This is a genomic window from Pseudochelatococcus contaminans, assembly GCF_014195635.1.
Classification (GTDB): Bacteria; Pseudomonadota; Alphaproteobacteria; order Rhizobiales; family Beijerinckiaceae; genus Pseudochelatococcus; species Pseudochelatococcus contaminans.
In genome coordinates this window covers 1-2,379 of record NZ_JACICC010000043.1, presented here as the reverse complement: position 1 = coordinate 2,379, position 2,379 = coordinate 1, and the positions used below count along the sequence as shown (strand labels likewise).

The window sequence follows — 2,379 nt, the reverse complement described above, 5'->3', positions numbered from 1 at the left end:
GAGCTGGATCGCTGGCGCTAACGCCGTGCCGGAATGTCGGAAAGCCCACCTCGGCCGCTTAAGTGAGTTTTCTGTTCCGTTGCTACTCAATGCCCGAGCCTGGATGCCAAGAAGGACCCCTTGGTCGAGATTGACGCCGTTGTGCCGTGGGAGGAGTTCCGCCCGACGCTGGAGCGGGTTTGGCGCAAGCCAGATGCGGAGCGGAAGTCGCGCGCCGGGCGCAAGCCGATGGACGCCGTTCTGATGTTCAAGACACTGGTCCTGGGCGCGCTCTACAACCTGTCCGACGACCAGATCGAGTATCAGGTGCGCGACCGTTTGTCATTCATGCGGTTCCTCGGCCTAGGGCTTGAGGACCGGGTGCCCGATGCCAAGACGGTGTGGCTTTATCGCGAAGCGCTGGCGCAGGCGGGCCTGGTGGAGGCGCTGTTCAAGCAGTTCGACGGCTATCTGGCGTCACGACACGGAAGTGGTGAATCTGTCCGACTTTTGAGAACGTATCCAGAACTCAAGTTGGTTTAACCGCAGATGTCGTTGCTTTTTCAGCCCTGAGAGCTTCGTAAAGGGCGGTTTTGCCTATTTTGACGCGGGCCGCGGCCTCCCGGACGTTCAAACCGGCCGCCAGATGCTGGCGGGCTTTGGCAAGTTTGTCCGGGGTTACGACGACTTGTCGGCCACCGCGTCGGCCGCGTTCTTCTGCGGCTTGTAGACCGGCACGTGTTCGTTCCCTGATCAGATCGCGCTCGAACTGTGCCAGCGCGCCGAACAGGTGGAATACCAGTCGACCGCCCGATGTCGTCGTGTCGATGTTTTCGGTGATGGATCGGAAGCCGACGCCTTTGGCCTCCAGTTCGGTGATGATCTCAATGAGGTGCTTCATCGACCTACCGAGGCGGTCGAGCTTCCAGACTGTGAGCGTGTCGCCGTCGCGAACGTAGCGGATCGCCTCCGCCAGTCCGGGCCGGTCAGTCTTCACGCCGGATGCCTTATCCTCGAACAGTCTTTCACAGCCCGCGTTGCGCAAAGCGTCGAGTTGCAGGGCGGTGTCCTGGTCGCCGGTGGAGACCCTTGCATAGCCGATAGAGGTCATGAGACGTGGTTTGTCCGTTTTCTCGTTGAACTCGGACAATGTCCGATTTGCCGTTCAAGCACAAGGTTTGCGGACAAAAACTGTGGATGCCGCGAAACGGTCGTTTGTCGGACATGTGTTTTCCAGTTCGCTGCGGTTTCCGCAACGAAACTGGAAGCCGAGACAATGGCCAGAAGAGCATTGCTGAGCGAGATATGGTGGCAACAGGCGACAACCATCCCGCAGGACGAAAGAGAGATCGCCAAACATTACACGCTGGACCGGCCGGATCTCGACCTGATCATGCGGCAGAACAAGGCCTCGAACAGGTTGGGCCTTGCCTGTGTCATAGCCTTGCTGCGATATCCCGGCCGGCCGCTTGCGGATGGCGAGGTCTTGCCGTTTGGCGTTTTGCGGTTTCTGGCAGGGCAGATTGGCGTCGATCACCGCGAGATCGATCCTTATTTCGAGCGCCCGCAGACCCGGCGTGAGCATCTCGCCCTGCTTTTCGACAGGATGAAGATGCGTCCTTTTGTGCCCGCGGACGTGAAAGCGCTTACCGGCTGGCTGACGCCTGCCGCGCAAACGCTGCGCCAGGCCGATGCTCTAGCGGATATGGTGGTGGAGGAATTGCGGCGCCGGCGAATCCTTCTTCCGGCGCGCGCGGCGCTCGAAGCCATCCTTCATTTGGCAATCCGGCGCGGGATTCGCATAGCCCATCGGGCGCTGGCGAGCGGCTTGTCGGAGGCTCACAAGCTCGATTTGGACAAACTTCTCGACGCGCGTGACGGGACAAGCGTCACCGTCCTCGCTTGGGCCAGGACACCGGCATTGTCGCCAGCCGCCGTCAACCTCGACAGGATAGCCGAGCGCATTCGCTTTCTTCGGTCCCTGAACCTACCGGCGACGTTGATGGAGCGCATTCCGGCCAAGGTCTTTGATGAATTGGCCGCAGAGGGGATGCGAATGAGCGCGCAGCATCTACGCGATCTCAACCCCGAACGCCGGCATGCCGTGTTGGCCGCGACGGTACTGCACCTTTCCCGCCATCTGACCGACGGCGCCATCGACATGTTTAAGAAACTCATGGGCGTCCTGACGCGACGGGCCGACAATCAGGCAACCGCCCGCATCACTCGTTCCGTGCGGGAGGTTCAGAAACAGCTGAGGGACGTTTCGAGAGTTTGCCACGCGATCATTGACGCCAAGGAGAAAGTGTTGGTTTCCACGCGGAACTGAGCCGGTTTTTCCACCGAGAAGTGAGCCACCTCTGAGTATGGTTTTCTGATCAGGCTTTGGTCAATGGGTTG

General features: G+C 60.2%; 2 protein-coding genes and 1 pseudogene. 2 read left to right on the top strand and 1 reads right to left on the bottom strand.

Annotated features, from left to right (window positions below; all coding sequences use genetic code 11):
• Positions 1-99 precede the first annotated feature (99 nt).
• Positions 100-456 (top strand): annotated as a pseudogene (locus tag FHS81_RS18610) (transposase); the annotation flags it as partial.
• 52 nt (positions 457-508) lie between these two features.
• On the opposite strand, the gene FHS81_RS18605 reads toward FHS81_RS18610, so the two are convergent.
• Complete coding sequence (locus FHS81_RS18605; protein WP_183755066.1) at positions 509-1,090, bottom strand: recombinase family protein; 582 nt, start codon at positions 1,088-1,090, stop codon at positions 509-511.
• A 165-nt stretch (positions 1,091-1,255) separates the two neighbouring features.
• Between FHS81_RS18605 and FHS81_RS18600 the strand changes: the two genes are divergently transcribed.
• Entirely contained in the window at positions 1,256-2,308 is a 1,053-nt protein-coding gene (locus tag FHS81_RS18600; RefSeq protein WP_246375109.1) for a DUF4158 domain-containing protein, read from the top strand.
• Positions 2,309-2,379: the final 71 nt, after the last annotated feature.